Origin of the sequence: Salmonella sp. SA14318 (assembly GCF_029866905.1) — a bacterium.
In the GTDB taxonomy this organism is placed as follows: domain Bacteria; phylum Pseudomonadota; class Gammaproteobacteria; order Enterobacterales; family Enterobacteriaceae; genus Salmonella; species Salmonella enterica.
Map to the genome: position 1 here is coordinate 1,734,432 of NZ_CP123282.1, position 26,575 is coordinate 1,761,006.

Annotated in this window: 17 protein-coding genes; 8 read left to right on the plus strand and 9 right to left on the minus strand. The window is 55.3% G+C overall.

Translation table 11 applies throughout. The annotated features are described in order from the left end of the window. Positions 1 to 183 precede the first annotated feature (183 nt). The 6 genes from baeR to mdtA are packed head-to-tail and all read right to left on the minus strand — an operon-like array spanning position 184 to position 11,159. On the minus strand, positions 184 to 906 hold the full coding sequence (gene baeR / locus QEN32_RS08125) for a two-component system response regulator BaeR (RefSeq protein WP_000137854.1): 723 nt from the start codon (positions 904 to 906) through the stop codon (positions 184 to 186). Further along, the gene (baeS, locus tag QEN32_RS08130) at positions 903 to 2,306 is read right to left on the minus strand and encodes a two-component system sensor histidine kinase BaeS (RefSeq protein WP_000870081.1); all 1,404 of its coding nucleotides are present in this window, start codon (positions 2,304 to 2,306) and stop codon (positions 903 to 905) included. Before baeS ends, baeR begins: the two co-directional genes overlap by 4 nt. Then, complete coding sequence (locus QEN32_RS08135) at positions 2,306 to 3,718, minus strand: MFS transporter (protein ID WP_000137818.1); 1,413 nt, start codon at positions 3,716 to 3,718, stop codon at positions 2,306 to 2,308. The genes baeS and QEN32_RS08135 overlap by 1 nt, the downstream gene beginning before the upstream one ends. Continuing rightward, positions 3,715 to 6,795 (minus strand): multidrug efflux RND transporter permease subunit MdtC, encoded by a 3,081-nt coding sequence (gene mdtC / locus QEN32_RS08140; protein WP_061383568.1) that lies wholly within the window; start codon positions 6,793 to 6,795, stop codon positions 3,715 to 3,717. Before mdtC ends, QEN32_RS08135 begins: the two co-directional genes overlap by 4 nt. Beyond that, the gene (gene mdtB, locus QEN32_RS08145; RefSeq protein ID WP_265322283.1) at positions 6,796 to 9,918 is read right to left on the minus strand and encodes a multidrug efflux RND transporter permease subunit MdtB; all 3,123 of its coding nucleotides are present in this window, start codon (positions 9,916 to 9,918) and stop codon (positions 6,796 to 6,798) included. Next, positions 9,918 to 11,159, minus strand: coding sequence for a multidrug efflux RND transporter subunit MdtA (gene mdtA / locus QEN32_RS08150; protein WP_023181959.1), 1,242 nt, complete (start codon positions 11,157 to 11,159; stop codon positions 9,918 to 9,920). The genes mdtB and mdtA overlap by 1 nt, the downstream gene beginning before the upstream one ends. Positions 11,160 to 11,441: 282 nt before the next feature. Between mdtA and ibsA the strand changes: the two genes are divergently transcribed. After that, positions 11,442 to 11,501, plus strand: coding sequence for a type I toxin-antitoxin system Ibs family toxin (gene ibsA / locus QEN32_RS08155; RefSeq protein WP_001805500.1), 60 nt, complete (start codon positions 11,442 to 11,444; stop codon positions 11,499 to 11,501). Between the two features lie 98 nt (positions 11,502 to 11,599). Here ibsA and yegD read toward each other — a convergent pair whose 3' ends face one another. After that, on the minus strand, positions 11,600 to 12,952 hold the full coding sequence (gene yegD / locus QEN32_RS08160) for a molecular chaperone (protein ID WP_094897102.1): 1,353 nt from the start codon (positions 12,950 to 12,952) through the stop codon (positions 11,600 to 11,602). Positions 12,953 to 13,085: 133 nt separating this feature from the next. On the opposite strand from yegD, the gene alkA reads away from it, so the two are divergent. Then, on the plus strand, positions 13,086 to 13,955 hold the full coding sequence (gene alkA, locus QEN32_RS08165; protein WP_094897105.1) for a DNA-3-methyladenine glycosylase 2: 870 nt from the start codon (positions 13,086 to 13,088) through the stop codon (positions 13,953 to 13,955). On the opposite strand, the gene QEN32_RS08170 is transcribed toward alkA, so the two are convergent. Then, positions 13,923 to 16,913, minus strand: coding sequence for an MASE1 domain-containing protein (locus tag QEN32_RS08170; RefSeq protein ID WP_265322284.1), 2,991 nt, complete (start codon positions 16,911 to 16,913; stop codon positions 13,923 to 13,925). The two genes, alkA and QEN32_RS08170, sit on opposite strands and share 33 nt — an antisense overlap. Positions 16,914 to 17,246: 333 nt before the next feature. Between QEN32_RS08170 and udk the strand changes: the two genes are divergently transcribed. From udk to asmA, 3 genes are all read left to right on the plus strand, one after another. Then, positions 17,247 to 17,888 (plus strand): uridine kinase, encoded by a 642-nt coding sequence (gene udk, locus QEN32_RS08175; protein WP_000132082.1) that lies wholly within the window; start codon positions 17,247 to 17,249, stop codon positions 17,886 to 17,888. Positions 17,889 to 17,978: 90 nt separating this feature from the next. After that, complete coding sequence (dcd, locus tag QEN32_RS08180; protein ID WP_001234783.1) at positions 17,979 to 18,560, plus strand: dCTP deaminase; 582 nt, start codon at positions 17,979 to 17,981, stop codon at positions 18,558 to 18,560. A 38-nt stretch (positions 18,561 to 18,598) separates the two neighbouring features. Then, positions 18,599 to 20,455, plus strand: coding sequence for an outer membrane assembly protein AsmA (gene asmA / locus QEN32_RS08185; protein WP_023195397.1), 1,857 nt, complete (start codon positions 18,599 to 18,601; stop codon positions 20,453 to 20,455). Between the two features lie 85 nt (positions 20,456 to 20,540). Here the strand turns inward: asmA and QEN32_RS08190 are convergent, their stop codons facing one another. Continuing rightward, positions 20,541 to 22,121 carry a TerC family protein gene (locus QEN32_RS08190; RefSeq protein WP_265322285.1) on the minus strand — a complete coding sequence of 527 codons (1,581 nt, stop codon included), beginning with the start codon at positions 22,119 to 22,121 and terminating at the stop codon, positions 20,541 to 20,543. Between the two features lie 674 nt (positions 22,122 to 22,795). On the opposite strand from QEN32_RS08190, the gene QEN32_RS08195 reads away from it, so the two are divergent. Genes QEN32_RS08195 through wzc form a run of 3 tightly spaced genes read left to right on the plus strand, consistent with a single transcriptional unit; the run spans position 22,796 to position 26,546 of the window. Beyond that, positions 22,796 to 23,935: a polysaccharide export protein gene (locus QEN32_RS08195; RefSeq protein ID WP_000978077.1), complete on the plus strand. Its 1,140-nt coding sequence runs from the start codon at positions 22,796 to 22,798 to the stop codon at positions 23,933 to 23,935. 5 nt (positions 23,936 to 23,940) lie between these two features. After that, the gene (gene wzb, locus QEN32_RS08200) at positions 23,941 to 24,390 is read left to right on the plus strand and encodes a low molecular weight protein-tyrosine-phosphatase Wzb (RefSeq protein ID WP_000482224.1); all 450 of its coding nucleotides are present in this window, start codon (positions 23,941 to 23,943) and stop codon (positions 24,388 to 24,390) included. Then, complete coding sequence (wzc, locus tag QEN32_RS08205) at positions 24,387 to 26,546, plus strand: tyrosine-protein kinase Wzc (RefSeq protein WP_103106944.1); 2,160 nt, start codon at positions 24,387 to 24,389, stop codon at positions 26,544 to 26,546. The genes wzb and wzc overlap by 4 nt, the downstream gene beginning before the upstream one ends. The last annotated feature ends 29 nt before the right edge of the window (positions 26,547 to 26,575 follow it).

Sequence of the window (26,575 nt, forward strand, 5' to 3'; positions counted from 1 at the left end):
ATACTCACAGTATATCGGTAAACTAAAAAGAGCGGCCAAATAATTTATTGTCCCCGATCGCGTTCGTCATGGTTTTCGGGATACCGCTCGGCCAAAGGAAAGAGGGCAGTGTGTTAATTCCGCCAGAATAGCGTTGGCGGAAAATATCGTCTTACGACCTTGTTATTGTTATGCCAATAATCATTATACCAGGCGACACGCATCCGCTTCCCAGCGATATCCCACCCCGTAGACCGCGCGGATAAATGACTGTTCGGCATCCAGCGATTCCAGTTTACGGCGCAGGTTTTTAATGTGGCTGTCGATAGTACGATCGGTCACCACACGGTAGTCGTCGTAGAGGTGGTTTAACAACTGCTCGCGGGAAAAAACTTTACCCGGTTCAAGCGATAAGGTTTTTAGCAGGCGGAATTCAGCGGGGGTTAAATCCAGCGCTTTACCACACCAGGAGGCCTGAAAGCGGCTTTCATCAATCATTAACGGGCTTTCGGCATCCTGCTGCTGGAGTTCGCGCTGCGGTTTACAGCGGCGCAAAATGGTTTTCACGCGGGCCACGACTTCGCGTGGGCTGTAAGGCTTACAGATATAATCATCGGCGCCGATTTCCAGCCCCAGCAGCCGGTCGATCTCTTCGATTTTGGCCGTGACCATCACAATGGGGATGTCGGAAAAACGGCGAATCTCCCGGCATAGCGTCAGACCATCGGTACCCGGCAGCATCAGATCCAGCAGGATCAGATCCGGCGGCGTTTGACGCACATACGGCAGTACCTTGTCGCCATGATTGATGAGCGTGGGGGCGTAACTCGCCGCGCGTAAGTAGTCAATAAGCAGCTGTCCCAGCTTGGGTTCATCTTCAACAATCAAAATGCGCGGCGTGTTTTCATCAATGGGTAATTCAGTCATACTTCTCTCTGTAAATCGCGATCCAGCGGTAACTCTACTGTAATGCTAACCCCGCCAAAAGGCGAATGAGCGGCGTGAAGATGACCGTTATGCGCGTGTACAATATTGACGCATATCGCCAGCCCCAGTCCAGAACCGCCGCTGGCGCGGTTACGGGACACTTCCGTGCGGTAAAAACGGTCAAAAAGCTTTTGTAACTGTTCATCGCTGACGCCCGGTGCAGAATCGGCAAAGGTCAGGAATAATGATTTGTCGCGTTGTTCGGCGGAAATATGCAGGCCACCGCCGCTGTCGGTGTAGCGCAGACTGTTTTCCAGCAGATTATTAAACAGTTGCATCAGGCGATCCGGGTCGCCGAAGACGGTCATACTATCCGGCAACGCGTAATGTAACGTTAGCCCCCGGCTGGTAAAGCGCTCTCTGAACGCGCCGCCAGCGACTTCCAACAGGGGAACAAGATCGACGGTCGTTTTTTGGTAAGCCAGCGCGCCTTCGTCAGACAACGACAGCTGATGCAGGTCGTCAACCAGTTTGGTAAGCGTACCGACTTCCGCCTGTAGCGAGGTAACCGATTCTGGCGTGAACTGGCGAACGCCATCCTGAATGGCTTCCAGTTCGCCGCGCAATACCGCCAGCGGCGTGCGCAGTTCGTGGGAAATATCCGCCATAAAGTCGCGGCGCATCTGCTGGTTTTTTTCCAGCGTGCTGGCAAGCTGGTTAAAGTCCTGCGCCAGTTTTCCCAGCTCATCGGCGCTGGTTGGGGTCACGCGCGTGGTAAAATCCCCCGCCGCCAGCCTGTGCGTACCCTCGACCAACCGTTTGACCGGGGCGAGCAGGCCACGCGCCAGCAAAAATGTCGCCAGCGCGGCCAGCAACGTTGATAACGCCACGATCATCCAACTGGCGCGCCGCTGCTGCATATCAAAATTAATATCCGTATTGCGCGTCAGCCGCTCGACAGGCGAGGCGATAATCGCGCCGACTTCGACGCCATTGACCAGAATGGGGCGGCGAGTACCGTCATGCGGCACCGGACCGCGTGGGCCGACCAGCACCCGGCCATTTTGATCGACGACCCAGAACTGGGTGCGCCAACCGTGCGGCGGCATACCGGGGCCGGGTTTATCCCGGTCGTTGTCATGCTCAAATGAACGCAAAATCTGGAAAACGAAGCGATCATTGTTACGTAAAAAACGCCAGTTGCCGTGTTGCTGGTACTGGTCGCCCAGCGCATCGCCCAGCATTTGTAGCCGCTGCTCGTTGCCGTGTTTGATATAGTCAATAAATCCGCGTTCAAAACTGACGCGCACGGCCCAATGCATACTGATCAGCAGCACGATGCAGGTGGCGAAGATCGCCAGAAACAGCTTGCCGGTGATTCCGGGCCGCCAGACTTTCATTACAGGCTCCTTTTACGCCGTGAAATGACCATGTTTTGCTGTGTATCGTTCGGCACGCGGGCAAAAATTATCGCCGGTAGCGCGATAATAACCGCCATACATAACCAGGTGTACATAAAGACGTGATGTGTGGCGCTACTGTCTATCCCGATATGCTGTTGGCCAAACATACCCAGCAGCATTCCGGCAATAGTGACGCCGATACTCATCGAGAGCTGCATAATCATCGATAATAAGCTATTGCCGCTGCTGGCCAGCGTATCGGGAAGGTCTTTTAGCGTTAAGGTATTCATGGAAGAAAAGCGCGCCGAGTTCACCATTCCCTGCAAAAGCAGTACCAGCGGCAGGAGATAATACCAGCCGAGCAGCGCGACCGACATAAACAACAGGCTAACCAATGCCAGTCCGAGCGTGGTCGCCACCAGAACCCGACGATAGCCAAAACGGTTAACTATCTGCACTACAATCCGCTTCATTCCCATGCTGCCCAGCACCATGGGAATCATCATCAAACCGGCATGAAACGGTGAAAAACCAAGACCAATTTGTAAAAAGACCGGCGTCATAAACGGCAGCATACCGCTGCCGATACGCCCGGCAAAACTGCCCAGCAACCCCAGTGAAAACGTGGGCGTGCGGAACAATCGCAGGCTGAATAACGCGCCTGAGTTTTTTTTGGCATGGAAGAGATAGAGCAGAATGGCTGCCGCGCCGCCCGCAGCAAGTCCGGCTAATGTCCAGGGCGAGATCCCCATGCTTTTACTACCGTCCAGCGCCAGCGTGAGTACCGCCATGCCGATAGCTAACAGCAGGAACCCCGGCAGATCAAAGCGCCGGGTCTCTATGGTGTAGTTTGGCATCAGCATAAAGGTTGCCATAGCGCCGACAATTCCCACCGGGATATTGATCAGAAAGATCCAGTGCCATGAAGCATATTCCACCAGCACCCCGCCCAGCGCGGGGCCGAGTAACGGCCCGATCTGACCCGGCAGGGTGACGAAGGTCATCGCCGCCATATATTGCGCGCGCGGCACGATTTTCATGACCGTCAGGCGTCCGACCGGCACCATCATCGCGCCGCCTACGCCTTGTAAAACCCGCGCTAATACCAGTTGATTAAGCGTGCCGGAAAGGGCGCAAAACAGCGAACCCAGCGTGAACAGCACAATGGCGGCAAAGAAGATATTACGCACGCCGATTTTGTCTGCCAGCCAGCCGCTGGCGGGGAGCATCACGGCGACGGTAAGAACATATGACACCACTACCATGTGCATATGCAGCGGGCTTTCCCCCAGGCTTTTCGCCATGGAGGGCAGCGCAGTGTTGACGATGGTGGTATCCAGCGACTGCATAAAAAAGCCGAATGCCACAATCCAGAGTTGCCAGCGGGTGTTGTCAGGAAGTTCTGTCATATCTCTACTACCGGTTTGCTATTTTTACGCGAAAAACGCAGTCGCAGACGATCGAAAAAGAGGTACACCACCGGCGTGGTATAGAGCGTCAGGAGCTGGCTCATGACCAAACCGCCGACAATGGTTATCCCCAACGGCTGCCGTAATTCCGAACCGTCTCCGCCAGATAACACCAATGGCAGTGCGCCGAACAGCGCCGCCAGCGTGGTCATCATTATTGGACGGAAGCGTAACAAGCAGGCCTGGAAAATGGCTTGTTCCGGCGTCAGGCCGCCGCTTCGTTGCGCTTCAAGCGCAAAATCGACCATCATAATGGCGTTTTTCTTCACAATGCCAATTAATAGCATGATCCCTATCAGGGCGATTAGGCTGAAAGGGGCATTGAAGAGTTCCAGCGCCAGAAGCGCCCCAACGCCCGCCGATGGCAGAGTAGAGAGAATGGTCAGCGGATGGACGTAACTTTCGTACAGTATCCCCAGCACAATGTAGACGGTAGCGATCGCCGCCACTATCAAAATAAGCTGCGAATTCATGGTCTGCTGGAACACTTGCGCCGTTCCGGAAAAACTGCCGCGTACCGTCGGGGGGACGCCAAGCTGCGTCATGGTGCGATTAATGGCCTCCGTCGCCTGCGATAACGATGTGCCGGTCGGCAGGTTAAAGGCAATCGTGGACGCCGCGGAAAGTCCCTGATGGTTCACCGACAGCGGCGCATTGGCGGGCCGCCATTGGGCGAAATAAGAGAGGGGGATCGCTTTTCCGTCGCTGTTGATAACAAACATTTTCTCCAGCGCGCTGATATCCTGGCTATAGCGCGGATCGACTTCCATCACCACTTTATACTGGTTCATCGGCTGATAAATGGTGGAAATTTGCCGCTGGCCGAAAGCATTATTTAACAGACTGTTTGCGGCCTGAACATCAATGCCCAGTCGTGACATGGTGTCGCGGTCGTAGATAAGGTTCATCTCCGCGCCGTTATCCTGCTGGTCGGAGTTTACGTCCGCCAGTTGCGGCAGGGCCGAGAGCGCTTTGCGTATTTTCGGCTCCCACTCGCGCAGCGCCGCCAGGGAGTCAGACAGCAATGTGTATTGATAACTGGCGTTAGCCTGCCGCCCGCCGACGCGAATATCCTGTACCGCCATCAGAAACAGCCTGGCGCCGGGTTCTTTTGCCAGTTTGACCCGCAGTCGATCAATGATTTGCTGCGCCGTCTCTTTGCGCTCGCCGCGCGGCTTCAGCGTAATAAACATCATGCCGCTATTCACCCGCGAGCCGCCGGTAAAACCAGTGACATTATTCACCGCCGGATCGTCGCGAATAATTTTCATAAAATCCTGCAGCTTGCCGCGCATGGCCTGGAAAGAGATGCTCTGGTCAGCCTGAATACCGCCCATCAACACGCCGGTGTCCTGCTCCGGAAAGAATGTTTTAGGGATGGCGATATAAAGCCAGATGTTCAGCGCAATGGTGCCAAGAAAAACCACACCGACAAGACGCGTATGGTTAAGCACCCATTTTAACGACGTGCCGTAACCCTGTTGCAAGGCGACCAGCAAACGGCCAACGCCCCGTTTACGCGGTTGGGTGCGCGGTTTGCTTGATTTAAGCATCCAGCCGCACATCATCGGCGTCAGCGTGAGCGAGACCACCAGCGAAATGCCAATCGCCACCGAGAGGGTAACGGCGAATTCCCGTAATAATCGCCCTGGCAGACCGCCCATTAACAGCAGCGGCAGAAATACCGCCACCAGCGACAGACTCATGGAGATGACCGTAAACCCGACTTCCCGCGTACCCTGTAATGCCGCCTGCAAAGGTTTCATTCCCGCCTCCAGATGGCGGGCGATATTTTCCAGCACCACAATGGCATCATCAACGACAAATCCGGTCGCGATAGTCAGCGCCATCAGCGACAGATTGTTGAGGCTGAAGCCGCACAGATACATGGCGGCGAAGGTGCCGATGAGCGAAACGGGAACGGCGACGGCGGGGATTAGCGTGGCGCGCCCGGAACGCAGGAATAAAAACACCACCAGGATCACCAGCGCGACAGAGATAGCCAGCGTCTCTTCTACCTCTTGCAGCGACGCGCGAATCGTCGGCGAACGATCCTGGGCGATTTGTAAATCGATAGCGGCGGGGATCATTGCCCGCAGTTCCGGCAGTTTTGCCCGGATGCCGTCGACCGTCTGAATAATATTGGCCTCCGGCAGCTTGCGGATCATCAACAAAATAGCGGGTTTAGCGTTCGTCATCCCGGCGTTACGGACATCCTGCACCGAGTCGGTGACGCTGGCGACGTCGCCCAGGCGTACCGCCGCGCCGTTGTTATAGTGAATAATCAGCGGCTGGTATTCGGCGGCGGTTTTCAGTTCGTCGTTGGTCTGGATTTGCCAGCGGTGGACGCTATCTTCAATTGCGCCTTGCGGTCGGCGTACGTTGGCGCTGTCGATCGCTTCGCGGACCTCATCCAGCGAGACGCCCTGGTTAAAGAGCGCCTGCGGGTTTAAGCCTACACGTACTGCGGGCAGGGAGCTGCCGCCGACGTCAACATCGCCGACGCCGTCAATTTGCGCGATGGTTTGCGCCAGTTGGGTAGAGGCGAAATCATACAGTTTGCCCTGTGACCAGCTCTCCGAGGTGAGCGTTAAAATCATAATCGGCGCGTCGGACGGGTTGGCCTTGCGATAAGTCGGGCGGCTGGGCATTCCGCCTGGCAACAAGCTTTGCGCGGCGTTAATGGCGGCCTGCACGTCGCGCGCCGCGCCGTTAATATCACGATCGAAATTAAATTCGAGAATAATGCGCGTACTGCCGAGCGAGCTGCTGGAAGTCATTTCATTGACGCCTGCAATGCGTCCCAAAGAGCGTTCCAACGGCGTCGCCACTGACGAAGCCATGGTTTCCGGCGAGGCGCCCGGCAGCGAGGCGCTAACCATAATCACCGGGAAATCGACCTGCGGCAGCGGAGCGACCGGCAGCAGACGAAAGCCCAGAATGCCGCACAGCGTAATGGCGGCGGCAATCAAAATGGTGGCGACCGGGCGGTAGATGAAAAGGGCGAAAAAGCGCATCTACGCCTCCTCTTTATTGTGCGGAAAGCGACTTTTCACGTACAGCGACAGGCGGTCAAACAGGAGATAAATCACCGGTGTGGTAAACAGAGTTAATACCTGGCTGACCAGTAGGCCGCCCACCATCGCGATCCCCAACGGGCGACGTAATTCCGCGCCAACGCCGGTACTCAACATTAATGGCAATGCCCCGAGCAACGCCGCCAGCGTGGTCATCAGAATCGGTCGAAAACGCAGCAGACAGGCCTGGAAGATAGCGTCGCGCGGGCTCATCCCCTGTTCGCGTTCGGCGGCGAGGGCGAAGTCAATCATCATGATGGCGTTTTTCTTCACGATGCCGATCAGCAAAATAATGCCGATAATGGCGATAATATCGAGCTCGCTACCAGCGATGATCAGCGCCAGCAGCGCGCCGACGCCCGCCGTAGGCAGCGTTGAGAGAATCGTGATCGGATGGATAAAACTCTCATACAGCACGCCGAGCACGATATACATCGCCACCACGGCGGCGACAATAAGCCAGACGGTGCTGCCCAGCGCCGCCTGGAAGGCGAGCGTACTGCCCTGAAACTGCGTTGTAATATCCGCTGGCAGGGCGAGCGTTTTTTCCGTATCGAGAATCGCCTGCACCGCATCGCCGAGCGAATAGCCCTCCGGCACGTTAAACGAAAATGTCGTGACCGGGAACTGATCTAAATGATTGATGGAGAGCGGAGCGAAGCGCTGCTCAATGCGGGCAATCGCGCTGAGCGGTACGCTGCCGCCGTCGCGGCTCGTCAGGCGAATCGTCTCCAGCGCCGCCAGGCCCGGCGTGCTGGCGGTATTATGTTCCAGCACGACGCGGTACTGGTTCGCCTGGGTATAAATCGTTGAAATCAGGCGTTGTCCGAACGCGTTGTAGAGTGCGTTATCCACATCCGCCATGCTGATACCCAGACGGCTGGCGCTGTCGCGGTCGACATTCACCCAGGCCGCTAATCCTCGATCTTGCCAGTCGCTGCTTACCTCGGAAAGCTGTGGTAACGACTGTAGCGCGTTCTGCAGTTTTGGCACCCAGTGGCTGAGCGCATCGAGTGTCGTGGCCTGCAGGGTAAACTGATACTGCGTGCGGCTGACCTGCGTGTCGATGGTTAAATCCTGCGTCGGCTGGAGATACAGCGCCACGCCGGGAATCGTCGCCACGGCGGTTTGCAGCCGGGAGATCACCTGCTGCACGCGGTCATCACGCGCATCCAGCGGCTTGAGGTTAATTTGCAGGCGCGCGCTATTCAGCGTGGGGTTAGCGCCGTCTACGCCAACAAAAGTCGTCAGGCTTTGCACCGCCGGGTCCTGTAATATCCGCTCCGCCACCTGGCGCTGACGTTGCGCCATACTGGCATACGATGACGATTGCGGCGCCTGCAGCGTCCCCTGGATAATGCCGTTATCCTGTACCGGAAAGAACCCTTTCGGGATGACTATCCACAGCATAACGCTAAGCAGGAGCGTGGCGAATGCCACGCTCAATGTAAGCCACGGATGGTTGAGCACTTTCGCTAATCCGCGTCCGTAGCTGGCGATCACGCGGTCAAACATCCGCTCGCAGGCGCGGGAAAAGCGGTTTTGTTTACGCAGAGATTGCTGGCTGAGCATACGCGCGCACATCATGGGCGTGAGCGTCAAAGAGACGACGGCGGAGATTAAAATCGCTACCGCCAACGTCACCGCAAATTCGCGGAACAGTCGACCAACAATATCGCCCATAAAGAGCAACGGGATCAGCACCGCAATCAGTGAAAAGGTGAGGGAAATAATGGTAAAGCCGATTTCGCCCGCGCCTTTGAGCGCCGCCGCCAGCGGTTTTTCTCCTTTTTCGATGTAGCGCGAGATGTTCTCGATCACCACAATCGCATCGTCCACCACGAAACCCGTGGCGATAGTGAGCGCCATCAGCGTCAGGTTATTAATGGAAAAATCCAAAAACACCATCACCGCAAAGGTGCCGATAAGCGACAGCGGTACGGCGACGCCGGGAATAATTGTGGCGGGAATATTACGTAAAAACAGATAGATAATCATGACGACCAGCGCGATCGCCAGCATCAGTTCAAACTGGGTATCGCGCACGGAAGCGCGAATATTGGTGGTGCGATCGGACAGGACCGTGACCTTCACCGATTTCGGCAGGCTTTCGGTAAGCTGGGGCAGCATCTGGCGAATGCTGTCCGCTGTCGCAATGATATTGGCGCCAGGCTGGCGTTGAACATTCATCACGATAGCCGGCGCTTGATTCGCCCATGCGCCGAGCCAGCTATTTTCCGCCCCCTGTTCGACGGTGGCGACATCGCCCAGCCGTACCGGCGCGCCGTTTTGATACGCGATGATAAGCCTGCGGTATTCGTCGGCAGACTGCATCTGATCGTTAGCAGAAAGCGTCACCGCCCGTTCGGGGCCATCCAGACTGCCTTTCGCCGAGTTGACGTTGGCGCCGGTAATTGCGGTACGGACCGTTTCGCTGGTCAGACCGAGCGCGGCGATAGCCTGAGCATTCAGTTTTACACGCACCGCAGGGCGCTGCCCGCCGGCAAGCGTCACCAGTCCGACGCCGGAGACCTGCGAGATCTTCTGCGCCACGCGGGTTTCTACCATGTCCTCTACCTGGGTCATCGGCATCGCGTTTGAGGTGACGGCAAGCGTCATAATCGGCGGGTCCGCCGGATTGACTTTGCTATAAATCGGCGGATTCGGCAGGTCGGAAGGCAATAAATTGGTGGCTGCGTTAATCGCCGCCTGTACTTCCTGCTCGGCAACGTCCAGCGGCAGCGTCAACTGAAACTGTAGCGTCACCACCGATGCGCCGCCGGAACTTTGCGACGACATCTGCTTCAGTCCTGACATCTGGCCGAACTGGCGCTCAAGCGGCGCGGTGACGGCGGAGGTCATGACATCCGGGCTGGCGCCAGGGTAGAGCGTAACAACCTGAATAGTGGGGTAGTCGACCTCCGGCAAAGCGGCGACGGGCAGGAAGCGATAGCCGATAATCCCGGCGAGTAAAATCGCCGCCATCAGCAGAGTGGTGGCCACGGGGCGCAGAATAAACAGACGCGAGGGGCCGCCTGTGCTGCCCGGAGGTAATACCTGCATCAGGCGCGCGCTCCTTTTTGACCTTCATGGCGGGAAGGGGATTTTTCATCCGCCACGGTGGTTTGCGGCTCAACGACCTCGACTTTTGCACCTTCCGTCAGCCGATCAATACCATCTGTAACGACGCGATCGCCTGCCGACAAGCCTGCGCTGATCACCACGTTTTGGTTATTCTGAATACCGATTTTTACCCGCTTCTTGCTGACGTTATTTTCGTCGTTCAGCACCCACACAAAGTGGCCCTCATTGCCCATTTGCACCGCCGCGGCAGGCACCACAACGGCATTTTGTTCGGTATCGACCAACATCCGGGCGTTCACAAATTGATTGGGGAACAGCGTATCGTCCTGATTGGTAAAGCGCGCTTTAATTTTGATCGTTCCCGTCGTGGGATCAATCTGGTTGTCCAGACTGAGCAACACACCTTCGCTCAATTTGTGCGAGTTAGTCCGATCCCAGGCTTCTACGACCAGCGTTTTCCCCGCTTTCTGCGCCTGAACCACGGTCGCGATATCGCTTTCCGGCAGAGTAAAAATGAGATCAATCGGGTGCGTTTGCGTAATGACGACAATACCTGCGGTATCGCTGCTGGAAATCTGGTTGCCGACATCCACCTGTTTCAGACCCACGCGTCCCGAGACCGGGGCCGTGATACGACTCCAGTCGAGCTGTAACTGCGCGCTGGCGACATTAGCTTCATCCGCTTTAATGGTTCCCTGGGTTTCGTTGACCAGCGCCTGTTGCGCATCCAGTTCCTGACGGGAAACCAGATTGGTTTTTGCCAGTTGTTGATAGCGCGCCAGATCACGACGCGCATTCGCCAGCGTAGCGTTATCTTTCGCCAACTGTCCCTGAGCCTGCGCCAGGGCGACCTTAAACTGGCTGGGATCGATTTGCGCCAGCAGATCGCCTGCGTTGACCTGCTGACCTTCCTGAAAGTGCAGGGCGATGAGTTGACCGTCCACGCGGCTACGCACCGTAACGGTATTCGCGGCGGTCACGGTACCCAGCCCGCTCAGATAGCGCGGTACGGCTTGCGTGGTCGCGGTCGCGGCCTGTACCGGCGCCAGAGGGCCGTCGCGCATACCGCGGCGACCTGCGGCGGCGGTATGCGGCGCTTGCGCGGCGACGCCCGGCGCGGCGGTCGGGCTTTCGCTACGGCTATGCCAGAACCAGAATGCGGCGGCGGCTACTACAACCCCAATCGCTATTGCCCAGCGGAAAGTATTACTGCCTTTCATCGGTATAAGTTTCTCATCCTGAAACGTTTTGCGGAATGTTGCTCCCTCTATTGTAGTCAGCAGGGAAGGGAGAAAAATGGAGGAATTATGGAACACGGTCGGGATTATTCTGAATGGCGACCCGCTTTGCGAGGCGCTACGCAACTCTCATCGGTGAAAATCGTTAACGCGCCGGAGTGCGGTAAAGTGGCGGCACGGCAATAAAGGTAAGCCACCGATTTCAGCAGGACGCTGAAACGGGAAAGCCCCTCCCGAGGAAGGGGCCAAAATAAGGAAAGGGTTATGATGAAGGTAGTCATCATACTGGTGATACTCTTAGTGATTAGCTTCCAGGCTTACTAAGACACCAGGGGGAGGAGGAATCCTCCCTAACCCTCACTCCTGACGTTAAGCCACATCAAGAATAATGTCAATCCATCAGCGCTGGGCTTGCGAGGCGCTTAGCGGAAAACGACCTCTGCCCAGCGAGCCAGTCCTGCGGTGACGGAGCCGAAATCATCGCCGCCAGCGACGGGTATGCCCGGTAACTGTTCGGAAAGCGCTTTTTTAATCAATGGCGAACGGGCGCTGCCGCCGGTCAGATAGATGACATCCGGTTTTTCCTGCGCGCTGTCCAGCGCCAGTTGCACCTGTTCCAGAATACGCGCCAGCGGTTGATCCAGCGCCGCTTCCAGTCCTTGCTGGCTGATAGCGACCGCCAGGTCGTCGCTGATAAATGGCAGCCTCGCCGTAACATCCGCCTGGCCGGAAAGGGCGATTTTGCTCTCTTCCGCGCAGCGTACCAGGCGGTAACTAAGCCGTTGACGCCAGACCTTGAGCAGCAACGCGACCTTGTCTGCTTCACGCGCGTTGCGAACCAAATCGTTCAACAGACGACCATTCGCGCTACTGTAAAAATCGCTTTGCGCCGGGACGTCGTTAATCGCCACGGCATTCCACCACGGCAGCACCGGCAGGGCGATGCCTTTTTCGGTTTCGCCGCCCATGCCCAGCAAAGGCATCAGATTTTTAAAGGCCAGCGCGATATCCAGATCGTTTCCGCCCACGCGGCAACCGCTGTGCCCCAACAGGCTGCTTTCACGATTGGCGCGCTGACGCCACTGCGGCCCCATCAGCAGCATGGAACAGTCGGTGGTGCCGCCGCCAATATCCACGACCAGCACACGCTTCTCTTCCCGCAGCGTAGCTTCGTAGTCCAGGCCCGCCGCAACCGGTTCGTACTGGAATACCACCTCCTGAAAACCGGCGCGTTTTGCCGCCCGCTCCAGAATACCCTGCGCCTGGCGGTTCGCGTCATCGCCGCCGAGTCCCTGAAAGTTGATCGGGCGACCGATCACCGCCTGGGTAATGGCCTCCGGCAATTGGCTGTGCGCCGTATGACGAATATGTACCATCATGGCGCAGACCAAATCTTCAAACAGCGCGACCTGCTGCGGTTTCAGGCCGCTGGCGCCTAAAAAGGATTTCGGCGATTTGACAAACCAGACCTCCTGGGGATCGTCAATATAGTGCGCCAGCGACGCCAGACCAAACTGTACGCTTTGCGCGCCAACCTCAATATCTTCCTCGCGGTTGTAGCGTATCGCGCGGCGCAGCAGCGCCTGGGTTTCGTCGTCCGTTGCCGGCACATCATGATGGCGATACAGCCACTCGCTCACCGCTTCGCGCGTCGGCGCGCACAGCATAGACGGCAGTAATGCGCTGTTATTCTCCATTGTCAGCAACTGTGGATGCCCGTCGCGCATAATGGCGACCGAGCAGTTTGCCGTACCGTAATCAAATCCTATAAACACCTTAAAATCCCCATGCCAGTGAAGAAGGGGCGTGACTTTAGCGAAATGTCGTCGCGGCGACAACTGGAATATGAAAGCAAGGCGTTACGTGCGATTAGCGTTTATGCTGAAAGGTCAAATAAAGGAGAAAAGTATGTTTACCCTGAGCTGGCAGCCGCCTTACGACTGGTCGTGGATGTTGGGCTTTCTTGCCGCGCGTGCGGTGGACGGCGTGGAAACAGTAGGCGAGGGCTTTTATGCGCGCAGCCTGGTGGTGGGCGAGCATCGCGGACTGGTCAGCGTGAGGCCCCATCTGCCCACCCACACTGTGCAGGTTAGCGTGAGCGCCGGATTACTTCCCGTCGCGCCGGCGTGTCTGGCGAAAGTTTCGCGTCTGTTTGATCTTGACTGCCAGCCCGCGCAGGTTGCCGCCGTGCTGGGGCCACTGGGCGAGGACAGACCGGGGCTGCGTTTACCGGGATCGGTTGATACGTTTGAACAGGGCGTGCGGGCGATATTGGGGCAACTGGTGAGTGTCGCGATGGCGGCAAGGTTGACGGCGAAAGTGGCGCGCCGCTATGGCGAGGCGTTGCCGGATGCGACCGATTATGTCTGTTTTCCCGGTCCGGAAACGCTGGCGTTGGCCGATCCGCTGGCGCTTAAAGCTCTGGGGATGCCGCTGCGGCGCGCCGAAGCGCTGATTCATCTGGCGCAGGCGACGCTGGCGGGAAAACTGGCGCTCGCCGCGCCGCCGGATATTGAGCAGAGCGTTAAAAATTTACAAACGTTTCCGGGAATTGGCCGCTGGACGGCGAACTATTTCGCCCTGCGCGGTTGGCAGGCAAAAGATATCTTTTTGCCCGATGATTACTTAATTAAGCAGCGCTTCGCCGGGATGACGCCCGCGCAGATCCGTCGCTACGCGGAGCGCTGGAAACCGTGGCGTTCCTACGCGCTACTGCATATCTGGTATACCCACGGCTGGCAACCGTCAATGGATAGCGAAATAGCTGGTATTCAGTAACAAATCCAACGGTTGCGCTTCGGCGATAGTGTCGCCATAAATCAGATCCACGCCAATACGGGAGAGCGTATCCAGCACCTGTGGGTTTTGTACCGGCCCGGCGAGCGTTTTGATGTCCAGATGCTGGGCGTGTCCCTGGATGATCGAGGTCAGCATTTCATCCATTAAACTTTCATGAACGTTGGCGATAAGGTCGCTATCCAGCAGTAAATAATCGACGATATGCGGGGGCAGTAAATTAAACAGCTGTAAATCGCGCCCGACATGGCTGAGAATCACCTGGCAGCCGCGTTGCCGCAGTTTTCGCAGAGTCGCAGCGGCGGTCTGCGCCTGCTTAACGATAACGTCAGCCGGGATAATCAGATGTAATAACCGTGGCGGCAGTGGGCTATGCTCCAGTTGTTCCAGCAGCTCATCAATAAGGGTCGCGCTGTATAATCCCGCGGCGGACAGCGGCAGCGCAACGCTTAATCCCTTGCTGGCGACGGCGGTCGCCGCATGGTGGAAAAACTCATGGAATACCCGTCGGTCAAGCGCGTGATGCAGCGCGGAGTCGGCTAACCCTGCCCGGAACGCGCGCTCTTCCAACACTTCCCCTTCGCTGGTCCACAGCCTGAGTGAGACCAGCCAAAAGCTGGTGGCCTCCGGCGTACGCGGCGGCGCGACGTTTCTGGCAAGCATCAGCAGGTGGTTATTTTTAATCATATGCCACTGTTCTTCCAGCGGCATCATTCCCTTTGAGGAGGTTAATGCGTGCTGCGGTTCGTACACGGTCAGACGGCCGCGACCGCTATTTTTCGCGGCGTAGCAGGCAATATCGGCCTGAGACATGACCTCTGTGAGCTGGCAGTTATGTCCATTTATCATTGTGATCCCGGCGCTGGCGCCGATCCGATGCAGGCGTCCTTCCCACATAAAGTGATATTCATTAACGGCGTTGATAAGCCGCGTCACGATAAAGCGCGCGCTGTCACTATTACAATCCGGCAGCAACAGGCCAAACTCATCGCCACCCAGACGGGCCAGGAGATCGCCGGAGCGAAGCATACTGAGCATCAGTGATGCGAGCTCGCGCAATAAGGCATCGCCAGCGGCATGTCCCGCGCTGTCGTTAACCGCTTTAAAACGGTCCAGATCGATAAACACCAGCGCATGATGTTGAGGCGATTCCTGTATTGTTTGCAGGCGCTGTTGAAGCTGTTTTTCAAAACTGGCGCGGTTGGCAAGATGGGTGAGGGCGTCATGCGTTGCGCTGTAGCTGAGCTGGCGTAACATTTTTCGTGATTCGGTAACGTCCTGGATAACCAGAACCGAACCAATCTTATCGCCGTCAAGCGTACTGAGCGGCGTGATACTGTAATGAATATCGTAGCTACCGCCGTTATGACAATGGAGCACTATCTCCTGTTCCATGTCCGATCGCGACCTGTCGGCGCGATAAATATCCTCCAGCAGCGGCCCCTTATCACCTGACGTAATGCGCAGAACCGTTAATAATGGCGCGCCTAAAGCATCCTCTTGCCGCCAGCCGCTCATCTTCTCGGCGATCGGGTTCATAAAGGTGATATTCATCGCGACATCAATACACACCACCGCTTCTCCGATAGAGTCAAGCGTGATGTGCAACCGTTCTTTTTCCTGAAACAGCGCGTCGTTCGCTTGTGTAATACGTTCCATCAACCGCTGGTTTTCCTGCTCGCTTTGCTTGAGATCGTTAATATCTTCAATCTGAGCAATAAAATAGAGAGGTTGATTGTCTTTATGACGAACCAGCGAGACGGCCAGTAGCGCCCAGACGACATCGCCGTTGCGGGTGTAGTAGCGTTTTTCCATGGAATAGCTATTGATGTCGCCGCGCACCAGCATGTTTAGCTGTTCAAGGTCGTTATTCAGGTCTTCCGGCCAGGTCAATTGCTGAAATGTCATCGTGCGTAATTCATCCTGGCTATAGCCAAGAAAATGGCTCAGAGATTTATTGACCTGTAGCCACTGACCCTCCGTACCGACCAGCGCCATACCAATGGCGGAATACTCCATCGCGTTGCGAAAGCGGGATTCGCTCTCGGTGATATGTTTACGTTCCGTGCGAAACGCGTACATCACCATCGTCATCATATTGGCAGGCAGCAGGATCATTAAAAAAGGTAGCCACGGCATATTGACCATCACGTCGGTTTTCGGCGTGGCGAGCAGCGTGGGGTCATTGGCCAGCATGAGCGAGACCACGATAACGGTAGCTAAAAAAATTAAAAACGCCTCCATTCGCGGCAGGCGCACCGCACTCCACATCAACAGGACGATAACGCACGTAAACGGCCACGGAATATAGCGCATAGCGAGCCAGCTTAGCGCCAGCGTAATGACCAGCGTCAATAGCGTTTCCAGCAACAGATGCGGGTCGCGATGACGCAACAGATAGTGTGGTTTAAACAGTAAACCTAACGGCACCAGCGTCAGCGCGCCGATGGCTTCCGATAATACCCAAATCAGAAACGCTTTCGAGGCGACCGCTTCCGGCGCTATCAGCCAAAATAACAGGCCGCCGAGTAGCGGCGGAATCACGGCGCTGCCGATAGCCAGACGAAACCAGTCATTCAAATTTTGTAAGGGGTTGTAGCTGGGGAGCAGTTTTCGCAGCAGTATCGCGCCAGTGGCCGCCTCGATAATATTTATTGCCGTCCAGCTAAAGTTAAGCGAGGCGGCAGGAAATAAAATCAGGGAGGCGCCGATGCTGCCGAGCGAGCAGGCGACCGCGATCCCTGGCCACAGACGGCCCGCATGGCGGTAAAACGCGACCATCATAATGGAGGTGGGGAACCACAGCGGCGCCAGTTGGGTGCCGACACGCGATAATACGAGCGAAAAGAGCGTAAAGACAAACGCGACCAGGCCTAAACTGACCAGACGCAATAGCGGGTGGGGGACGGTAACGAAAACATGTTGGGATGGTTTACTCATTACCACTCTATCCGAATCGCCGGTAACGTCGCGGAATACCGGACGCGTCAGTTTACTCTGTGATTATGCTAGTATAAACGCGTAATGATTTATACGCTGGCTGAATATAAATTGTGGCTCCCGGCGTATTCCTCCTCCTCCAGACGGGTCGATAAATCCGCTGTCCGCGTTAAAACTGAACGCTTTTACGTCGCGACGTCGAATGCGCCGCCAACAAATTCACCGTGGCATAGCGCCGGACTGGTATCGCGCTGCTGAAATCCCTATAATTGCCGCGTTTGGCGTTTCGGCGCCCCCCTTCCTTACATCCAGGTTAATCAGGTCGCTAAATTTATGACTGATCAGTCTCATCAGTGCGTCATTATCGGTATCGCTGGCGCATCGGCTTCCGGCAAGAGTCTTATTGCCAGTACCCTTTACCGCGAATTGCGTGAACAAGTGGGTGACGAACATATTGGCGTTATTCCCGAAGACAGTTATTACAAAGATCAAAGCCATCTGTCGATGGAAGAACGCGTAAAAACTAACTATGACCATCCGAATGCGATGGATCACAGCCTGCTATTTCAGCATCTTCAGGCGCTCAAGCGCGGTTCGGCGATTGAATTACCGGTATACAGTTATGTTGAGCATACCCGTATGCAGGAAACGGTTCGCGTAGAACCGAAGAAAGTGATTATTCTTGAAGGTATTCTGTTACTGACCGACGCGCGTTTGCGTGAAGAGATGAACTTCTCTATTTTTGTCGATACGCCGCTGGATATCTGTTTGATGCGCCGTATCAAACGCGATGTGAACGAGCGTGGTCGCTCAATGGATTCGGTGATGGCGCAATATCAGAAAACGGTACGTCCGATGTTCCTGCAATTTATTGAGCCTTCCAAACAATATGCGGATATTATCGTGCCGCGCGGCGGTAAAAACCGCATCGCTATTGATATTCTGAAAGCGAAAATCAGCCAGTTCTTTGAATAAATCTGGCGAATTGTGTACCGTTCAGTGATAACCAGGTTAGCCCTTGATGTGCTTGATTTAAGGGCTTGATGCGCGAAAGGAGAAAGTGCCATGCGTTTATGCGACCGAGATATTGAAGCCTGGCTGGATGAAGGCCGTTTGTCTATCACCCCGCGACCTCCCGTAGAGCGCATTAACGGCGCGACGGTCGATGTACGTCTTGGCAATAAATTTCGAACCTTCCGTGGCCATACGGCGGCGTTTATCGATCTGAGCGGGCCGAAAGATGAGGTCAGCGCGGCGCTGGATCGCGTGATGAGCGATGAAATCGTTTTGCCGGACGGCGAGGCATTTTATCTGCATCCGGGCGAGTTGGCGCTGGCTGTCACCTTTGAATCCGTTACCCTGCCGCCGGATTTAGTGGGCTGGCTGGATGGTCGTTCCTCGCTGGCGCGTCTGGGACTGATGGTGCATGTGACGGCGCACCGTATCGATCCCGGCTGGTCGGGCTGCATTGTGCTTGAGTTTTACAACTCCGGGAAGCTGCCGCTGGCGTTGCGTCCGGGTATGCTCATCGGCGCGCTGAGCTTTGAGCCGCTGTCCGGCCCGGCGGCGCGGCCTTATAACCGCCGTCAGGATGCCAAATATCGCGATCAGCAGGGCGCTGTTGCCAGCCGGATTGATAAAGACTGAGCCATTCGGCGCAATACTGCCGGTCCATTGAGGGTAGCATGAGACGATTTCTGACGACGCTGATGATTCTCCTGGTCGTGCTGGTGGCCGGATTCTCTGCGTTGGTATTGTTGGTCAATCCGAATGATTTCCGCGCCTATATGGTGCAGCAGGTTGCCGCGCGTAGTGAATATCAGTTGCAACTGGACGGGCCGCTGCGCTGGCACGTATGGCCGCAACTCAGCATCCTTTCCGGGCGAATGACGCTAACGGCGCGAGGCGCCAGCGAACCGCTGGTGCGGGCTGACAATATGCGCCTGGATGTCGCTTTATGGCCGCTGTTGAGTCATCAGCTTCATGTTAAGCAGGTGATGCTGAAAGGCGGGGTGATTCAACTGACGCCGCAAACGGAAGCGGTACGCAGCGATGATGCGCCGGTCGCGCCGAAAGATAATACCTTGCCGGACGTAGCGGAAGATCGCGGCTGGTCGTTTGATATTCGTAGCCTGCGCGTTGCCGACAGCGTGCTGGTTTTCCAGCATGAAAATGATGATCAGGTCACGGTGCGCGATATTCGTCTGAATATGGAACAAGATGCCGAGCATCGCGGCACGTTTGATTTTTCGGGACGCGTGAACCGCGATCAGCGGGATCTTGCTTTATCGTTCAGCGGAACGGTGGATGCTTCCGATTATCCGCATAATTTAACCGCGGGTATTGAGCAACTGCGCTGGCAATTGCAGGGCGCGGATCTACCGGCGCAGGGGATTGAGGGGCAGGGACAACTGCAGGCGCAGTGGCAGGAGGCGCAAAAACGTCTTTCATTTAACCACTTAAATTTAACGGCGAATGACAGTTCTCTGACCGGGCATGTTCAGGTAACGCTGGCGGAGCAGCCGGAATGGCAAATTGACCTCCGGTCCAGCAGGCTTAATCTGGACAACCTGTTGCCGCATCATAGCACCGTGGCACAGACGGGCGGCGCGGTGTCGCAGGGGCAAAATACGCTCCCCCTGACCAGGCCAGTTATCGCGTCGCGTGTTGGTGCGCCGCCTTATCAGGGGCTGCAAAGCTTTACGGCGGAGATTGCTTTACAGGCGGATTCAGTTCGCTGGCGGGGAATGGACTTTACCCAGGTTTCGACGAAGATGTCTAATCAGGCCGGATTGCTGGATATCACCGAGTTGCAGGGGAAACTGGCCGACGGAGAGATGTCGCTGCCCGGCACGCTTGACGCCCGCACCGCCAGTCCGCGCATCGAATTCCACCCTCGCCTCAACCATGTTGAGATTGGGACTATCCTGAAAGCCTTCAATTATCCGATTAGCCTGACCGGTAAGATGTCGCTGGTTGGCGATTTCTCCGGGGCGGATATTGACGCGGAGGCATTTCGCCATAGCTGGAAAGGAAAAGCGCATGTTGACATGAGCAATACGCGCCTTGAAGGAATGAATTTCCAGCAACTGGTGCAGCAGGCCGTAGAGCGAAGCGGCGGCGACGCGCAGCAGTCGCAGGAAAATATGGACAATGCGACCCGACTGGATCGCTTCACGACCGATCTGACGCTAAATAAGGGCACGCTGACGCTCGACGACATGGTCGGGCAATCTTCTATGCTGGCGTTAACCGGCAGCGGAACGCTGGATCTGGTTAAGCAGAGCTGTGATACGCAATTTAATCTGCGTGTGCTGGGCGGCTGGAACGGCAATAGCAACCTGATCACCTTCCTGAAAGAGACGCCGGTGCCGCTGCGCGTCTATGGCAAGTGGCAGGAGCTGAACTATACCCTGCAAGTGGATCAGTTATTGCGCAAGCATTTACAGGATGAGGCGAAGCGTCGGCTCAACGACTGGGCGGATCGCAATAAAGATACCCGCAACGGTAAAGATGTGAAGAAGCTGCTGAATAAGCTTTAGTTTTTGGCCAAAGGGCAGAGCCGGATGGCGAGGCTAACGCGCCTCCGGCCTGCCTGGTAAGCAGGCCGGGGCAGGCGAACAGACGTTACATCTCCGGGTCTGGCTCGCCGTTATGCAGCGGAATTAACTGCACTTTCTGCACTCGATGGCTTTCTACCTGCAATGTTTTCAGCAAATAATCGCCCACCTGAACCTCTTCACCGGTTTGCGGTATGCGCTGCAAATATTCCATCAACAAGCCGGCAATCGTATGGTATTCCCGTTTTTCATCCAGCGGTAGCGGCACGTACTGCACCAAATCCTCCAGCGGCATATGGCCGTTTGCTGTCCAGGAACCGTCCGGGTTCTTCTGAATATCGTGGCGGGCGTCAATTTCCTCGACTTCATTCGGCAGATTACCGGCAATAGTCTCCATGACATCGCTTAATGTCACAATGCCTTCAACCGAGCCAAACTCATCTACGACAAAGGCAAAATGGGTTCTGGCGTTACGGAACTGCTCCAGCGCAGGCAGCAGCGGCAATGTTTCCGGGAAAACCAGCGGTTGGCGAATCAGCGCCCGCAGGTTGAGCGGTTCGCCACGCAGCGATTGTTGCAACAGATCGATGACGTGGACGACGCCGAGTAAATCTTCCTGTTCATTTTCACCCGTCACGACCAGACGCGTATGCTGGTTCTTTTCCAGCAGAGCGCGGATTCCCGCTTCCGGCGCGTTGAGATCGATATGCTCGATATCGTGGCGCGACGTCATGATGCTACTTACGGTGCGCTGGTTGAGATTCAGCACCCGCTCAATCATCCTGCGCTCCTGCGGATTAAAAATCTGGCTGTCGTCATGGTCTGCCAGCATCGCAGCGGTTTCCGCATCCAGTTCGGCATCCTCTTTTTTACCGCTAATCAGCCGCATCACGGCCTCCGTTGTGCGCTGGCGCAGCGTATGGTTAGCGGAAAGAAAACGGCGGCGGTTAAAAATAGCCAGTTGGTTGAGCGCCTCGATCATCACCGAGAAGCCGATAGCCGCGTACAGATACCCTTTCGGAATGTGGAAACCAAACCCTTCCGCTACCAGGCTAAAGCCGATCATTAGCAGGAAGCTAAGACACAAAATGACAATGGTGGGATGGTTGTTCACAAATCGGGTCAGTGACTTGCTGGCGAGCAGCATCAGGCTAATGGCGATTATCACTGCCGCCATCATGACCGCCAGGTGATCGACCATCCCCACGGCGGTAATCACGGAGTCGAGAGAAAAGATAGCGTCCAGCACCACGATTTGCGCGACCACCGCCCAGAATTTCGCCCCCTTACGCTGGGTAGGGTTGGCGCTATCTTTCCCTTCCAGCCGTTCGTTGAGCTCCATGGTGGCTTTAAAGAGCAGGAAAAAGCCGCCGAACAGCATAATCAGATCGCGGGCGCTGAAGCTTAACGCCTGTACGCTAAAGAGCGGCTTAGTCAAGGTGACCAGCCACGAGATTGACGCCAGCAGCAGCAGGCGCATGATCATCGCCAGTATCAGGCCGGTAATGCGCGCGCGGTCGCGCTGCCCCGGCGGTAGTTTTTCAGCGAGGATGGCAATAAAGACCAGGTTATCAATGCCGAGAACAAGTTCGATAACGATTAACGTTACCAGTCCGGCCCAGATTGACGGATCGGCAATCCATTCCATAGTAAGAGCAATACCTTCTGTAATATGACAATTGTCACAATTCGATCATGGATAATACGGCGGAAAAATGCAATGCCGCAGAGCAATTTATCTTTGTTACGCGGCTATAAAATAACTTTAAAATAGCCGTAATGTTTCTGTCGGAAACTAAATAATGTCAAGAATATATTTAGGAAATATCGCAGGTGGAGTGGGGTAAATAAATATTGTCAACATCAATAAAATCCTAAAATCATCTGTTAATTCATTTAATATTAATCTTAAAAATATAGAATGGCGGGTTTGTTACCTTGCCTGTCATTAGGTTAGCTGCAACAATTCTTGCAGGATTAAGATAGCGCTCTTAAATATCCTGTCACGACATCGAGAAAACTATTAATACGTAACCTTTATTTCGCTGAAGATTTTTATCTGAACGAGGATGAAATCGGAGGGGAATGCGAAAATTTAGAATAATCAGTGTATTGGTAGCTAAAAAGCCAGGGGCGGTAGCGTGCCTGAAAGCCTGAATATAAGCCTTTATTATTCTGTCAATAGCCTGCGGATGAATTGATTTTTTTTCAGAATGATGCCAGTTAATTTTCTCTGCCATTAACTGCAAGGTAAATGTGCACGGACGAAGCCGCTATTTAAATTGCACAGGATAATGACTCTGCCAAAGTGATAAATAATCAATGATGAAATCCAAAATGAAATTGATGCCATTATTGGCGTCGCTCAGCTTGATAAGTGGTTGCACAGTACTTCCGGGCAGCAATATGTCTACGATGGGGAAAGATGTGATCAAACAGCAAGACGCTGACTTTGATCTCGACCGGATGGTCAATGTGTATCCGCTGACGCCACGGCTGGTTGAGCAATTACGCCCGCGGCCCAATGTCGCGCAACCGAATATGTCGCTGGACCAGGAGATTGCCAGCTATCAGTATCGCGTCGGGCCTGGCGATGTGCTGAATGTCACCGTCTGGGATCACCCGGAATTGACCACGCCAGCGGGCCAGTACCGTAGCTCAAGCGATACCGGCAACTGGGTACAGCCGGACGGCACCATGTTTTATCCCTACATTGGCAAGGTTAGCGTCGTCGGTAAAACTTTGTCAGAGATTCGCAGCGATATTACCGGGCGTTTAGCGAAGTACATCGCGGACCCGCAGGTGGATGTCAATATCGCCGCTTTCCGCTCGCAAAAAGCGTATATCTCCGGCCAGGTGAATAAATCCGGTCAGCAGGCCATTACTAACGTACCACTAACCGTCCTGGATGCGATTAACGCCGCGGGCGGTCTGACCGATATGGCGGACTGGCGCAACGTCGTGTTGACGCACAACGGCAAAGAACAGCGCATTTCGCTACAGGCGCTGATGCAAAATGGCGATCTTAGCCAGAATCGCTTGCTCTACCCTGGCGACATTCTGTATGTGCCGCGCAATGACGATCTGAAAGTCTTTGTCATGGGCGAAGTGAAAAAACAGAGCACCCTCAAAATGGATTTCAGCGGCATGACGCTCACCGAAGCATTAGGCAATGCGGAAGGCATCGATCTGACCACCTCCAACGCCAGCGGCATTTTTGTGATTCGTCCGTTGAAAGGCGAGGGGGGACGCGGCGGCAAGATCGCCAATATCTACCAGCTTGATATGTCTGACGCCACGTCATTGGTGATGGCGACGGAATTCCGACTTCAGCCTTACGATGTGGTGTACGTCACGACCGCGCCGGTTGCTCGCTGGAACCGTCTGATCAATCAGTTGCTGCCGACCATTAGCGGTGTCCGTTATATGACGGATACGGCCAGCGACATTCATTCCTGGTAATCGTTATGTTTAACAAAATTTTAGTGGTCTGTGTGGGGAATGTTTGCCGTTCCCCGACGGCGGAACGTTTGCTAAAGCGCTTTCATCCCTCGCTGACGGTTGCGTCCGCCGGGTTAGGCGCGCTGGTCGGCAAAGGCGCCGATCCTGCGGCGGCGAGCGTGGCGAGCGCCCACGATCTGTCTTTGGAAAATCACTGCGCAAGGCAAATTTCCGCGCGTCTGTGCCGGGAATATGACCTGATTCTGACGATGGAGAAACGCCACATCGCCGCCCTGTGCGACATTGCGCCGGAAATGCGCGGCAAGGTAATGCTGTTTGGTCACTGGGACAGCGAGCGTGAAATACCGGACCCGTATCGCAAAAGCCGCGATGCGTTTGAGGCGGTGTACACATTACTGGAAAGGTCTGCCCGCCAGTGGGCGCAGGCACTGAATGCAGAGCAGGGAAAACCATGACAGAAAAAGTAAAACAATCTGCGGCGGCTACGGGTAGCGATGAAATCGATATCGGGCGTCTGGTCGGAACGGTGATTGAAGCGCGTTGGTGGGTGTTGGGGACGACGGCCATATTTGCGCTGTGCGCGGTAATTTATACGTTCTTCGCCACGCCCATCTATAGCGCCGATGCGCTGGTGCAGATTGAACAAAACGCCGGTAATTCGCTGGTACAGGATATCAACAGCGCATTAGCGAATAAGCCGCCGGCTTCCGATGCGGAAATTCAGCTCATTCGATCGCGCCTGGTGCTGGGGAAGACCGTTGACGATCTGGATCTGGATATTGCCGTCACCAAAAACACCTTTCCGCTGTTTGGCGCCGGGTGGGAACGGCTGATGGGACGTCAGAATGAAATGGTGAAAGTCACGACATTCACCCGACCAGAGACGATGAGCGGACAGATCTTCACCCTCAAAGTGCTGGGCGACAAACGTTATCAGTTGGTTAGCGACGGCGGATTTAGCGCGCAGGGCGTTGTGGGCCAGCCACTCAATAAAGACGGCGTGACGATGCAGGTAGAGGCGATTGACGCCCGTCCTGATACGGAATTTACGGTGAGTAAATTCTCAACGCTTGGCATGATTAATAACCTGCAAAATAACCTCACCGTAACGGAAACCGGCAAAGATACCGGCGTTCTGAGCCTGACATTCACGGGAGAGGATCGCGACCAGATCCGCGACATTCTCAACAGTATTACCCGTAACTATCTGCAACAGGATATTGCGCGGAAATCTGAAGAGGCGGGGAAGAGTCTGGCGTTTCTGGCAAAACAACTGCCGGAAGTCCGCAGCCGTCTGGATGTGGCGGAAAACAAGCTAAACGCTTTCCGCCAGGATAAAGACTCGGTGGATTTACCGCTGGAGGCGAAGGCGGTGCTCGATTCGATGGTTAATATCGACGCCCAGTTGAATGAGTTGACGTTTAAAGAGGCGGAAATTTCCAAGCTCTTTACCAAAGCGCATCCGGCTTACCGCACGCTGCTGGAAAAACGTAAAGCGCTGGAAGATGAAAAAGCCAAACTGAACGGGCGGGTGACGGCGATGCCGAAAACCCAGCAGGAGATTGTGCGTTTGACCCGCGATGTGGAGTCCGGTCAGCAGGTTTATATGCAACTGCTTAATAAACAGCAGGAGCTGAAAATCACCGAAGCCAGCACCGTTGGCGACGTGCGCATCGTTGACCCGGCGATTACCCAGCCGGGCGTGCTGAAGCCGAAAAAGGCGTTGATTATTCTCGGCAGCATTATTCTGGGATTAATGTTATCGATTGTCGGCGTGCTGCTGCGCTCGCTGTTTAATCGCGGTATTGAAAGCCCGCAGGCGCTGGAGGAGCACGGGATCAGCGTCTATGCCAGTATTCCGCTGTCGGAATGGCAAAAAGCGCGCGATAGCGTCAAAACCATTAAAGGAATTAAGCGTTACAAGCAGAGCCAACTGCTGGCGGTGGGCAATCCGACCGATCTGGCGATTGAGGCGATTCGCAGCCTGCGCACCAGCCTGCATTTCGCCATGATGCAGGCGCAAAATAATGTACTCATGCTCACAGGCGTCAGCCCCTCTATCGGCAAAACCTTTGTTTGCGCCAATCTGGCGGCCGTCATCAGCCAGACGCATAAACGGGTATTACTGATCGACTGCGATATGCGTAAGGGCTACACCCATGAACTGCTCGGCACCAATAACGTGGACGGCTTATCTGACATTCTGGCGGGCAAAGGCGAGATAGCCTCCTGCGCGAAACCCACGGCGATCGCTAATTTTGATCTTATTCCGCGCGGTCAGGTACCGCCTAATCCATCGGAACTGCTGATGAGCGAGCGCTTCGGCGAGCTGATCGCCTGGGCAAGCAGCCGCTACGACCTGGTATTAATCGACACGCCGCCGATTCTGGCCGTGACGGACGCCGCGATTGTGGGTCGTCACGTCGGGACGACGCTGATGGTGGCGCGTTATGCCGTCAACACTTTAAAAGAGGTGGAAACCAGTCTGAGCCGTTTTGACCAGAATGGCATTCAGGTCAAAGGCGTCATTCTCAACTCCATTTTCCGCCGGGCGACGGGCTACCAGGATTATGGCTATTACGAGTATGAATACCAGTCAGATTCCAAATAAAAAATAAGGCGTGCCGGATGGCGCGGCCT

Coding starts and splice junctions, on each gene's coding strand:
- asmA (WP_023195397.1), top strand. CDS start 18,599: ATGAGACGATTTCTGACGACGCTGATGATTCTCCTGGTCGTGCTGGTG.
- QEN32_RS08195 (WP_000978077.1), top strand. CDS start 22,796: ATGATGAAATCCAAAATGAAATTGATGCCATTATTGGCGTCGCTCAGC.
- mdtA (WP_023181959.1), bottom strand. CDS start 11,159: ATGAAAGGCAGTAATACTTTCCGCTGGGCAATAGCGATTGGGGTTGTA.
- wzc (WP_103106944.1), top strand. CDS start 24,387: ATGACAGAAAAAGTAAAACAATCTGCGGCGGCTACGGGTAGCGATGAA.
- dcd (WP_001234783.1), top strand. CDS start 17,979: ATGCGTTTATGCGACCGAGATATTGAAGCCTGGCTGGATGAAGGCCGT.
- alkA (WP_094897105.1), top strand. CDS start 13,086: ATGTTTACCCTGAGCTGGCAGCCGCCTTACGACTGGTCGTGGATGTTG.
- mdtB (WP_265322283.1), bottom strand. CDS start 9,918: ATGCAGGTATTACCTCCGGGCAGCACAGGCGGCCCCTCGCGTCTGTTT.
- udk (WP_000132082.1), top strand. CDS start 17,247: ATGACTGATCAGTCTCATCAGTGCGTCATTATCGGTATCGCTGGCGCA.
- QEN32_RS08190 (WP_265322285.1), bottom strand. CDS start 22,121: ATGGAATGGATTGCCGATCCGTCAATCTGGGCCGGACTGGTAACGTTA.
- baeS (WP_000870081.1), bottom strand. CDS start 2,306: ATGAAAGTCTGGCGGCCCGGAATCACCGGCAAGCTGTTTCTGGCGATC.
- mdtC (WP_061383568.1), bottom strand. CDS start 6,795: ATGCGCTTTTTCGCCCTTTTCATCTACCGCCCGGTCGCCACCATTTTG.
- QEN32_RS08135 (WP_000137818.1), bottom strand. CDS start 3,718: ATGACAGAACTTCCTGACAACACCCGCTGGCAACTCTGGATTGTGGCA.
- QEN32_RS08170 (WP_265322284.1), bottom strand. CDS start 16,913: ATGAGTAAACCATCCCAACATGTTTTCGTTACCGTCCCCCACCCGCTA.
- baeR (WP_000137854.1), bottom strand. CDS start 906: ATGACTGAATTACCCATTGATGAAAACACGCCGCGCATTTTGATTGTT.
- wzb (WP_000482224.1), top strand. CDS start 23,941: ATGTTTAACAAAATTTTAGTGGTCTGTGTGGGGAATGTTTGCCGTTCC.